1 protein-coding gene is annotated in these 1,025 nt (G+C 65.1%); it reads right to left on the reverse strand.

What is annotated here, in order from left to right; genetic code table 11:
• Positions 1-227: 227 nt before the first annotated feature.
• Positions 228-1,022, reverse strand: a complete 795-nt coding sequence (locus JHD07_RS12160) for a methyltransferase (protein WP_291622315.1) — start codon at positions 1,020-1,022, stop codon at positions 228-230.
• Positions 1,023-1,025: the final 3 nt, after the last annotated feature.

Raw genomic sequence — 1,025 nt, forward strand, 5'->3', positions numbered from 1 at the left:
GGCACGTCCTCATCGTTAACGAGAACATAATGCCGCGTATACCCCGTCAGCCAGGTATCGATGCTTTCGGCGAGCAGCGAAAAGCGTTCGATATCCTTGGCGTAGCTGGCAGTCAGCAGGGCAACGGAATGCATGGGCGCGCTCGGATGGCAGTCGAGCCGCAGTCATAGCGGCATCGAAGCACGTTGGATACGTCCATTCGCAATCAAGGTAAAATGAATGAAGCATTAGTCATCCGACGGCAGTCCCCGCTTCAGCGCGCGGAAGCGCATCGGTGCCAGGGCGGAGGCGCGCTGCCACCAGTCGGCGACGCGGTCGTCGAGGGCGGTCACACCGCGGCCGCGGCCGGGGAAGATCCGGATCTGCTGGATTGCCTCTGCCTCGAAGCCCTTGGCCCTCCGCGTAATCTTGAGGGCGGCGCCTTCGCGGTCGCGCTGGGTCAGCGGCACCAGCAGACGGCCGCGCGGACGGAGCGATTGCAGCCAGAGCGGATGCGGGTGGGAAAAGCCGGCGTGCACGATGATGACGTCGGCGGGCTCGCCCACGTCCTTGCATCCGTCGCCTTGGACGATTGTGACGTTGCCGTAGCCGCGCAAATAGTTTGCCGCCTGGGCCGCGAGCCGCTGATCGAATTCGATCGCACGGACCCCGCCCTTTGCACCGACCATGATCGACAGCACCGCCGAGAAATAGCCGAGGCCGCAGCCGACCTGGACGACGCGGTCCCCCTGCTTGACGTCGAGAATGTCGATGAAATGCGCCCACAGGCTCGGCAGGCCGGTGTCGAGCTTGCGGCGTGCGTCGATGGCAACCAGCACATTGTCGTAGAGGCGAACGGGATCGGCGTCGGGCGTCAGCCGGTAGCTGCGCGCCGCCTCGTCCTTGATCCGCCAGGGTCCCCGTGGGAGAAAATCCTCGCGCGGAACGGTGGCAAGCGCGTCGAGCAGGCGCTTTGAGGAAATCCGCTCGCGCCTGGCGATCAACTCGACGTAACGCGCCCGCGCGGCAGCCAGATCGCTCATGTC

Origin of the sequence: Bradyrhizobium sp. (assembly GCF_016462955.1) — a bacterium.
Lineage (GTDB): Bacteria > Pseudomonadota > Alphaproteobacteria > Rhizobiales > Xanthobacteraceae > Bradyrhizobium.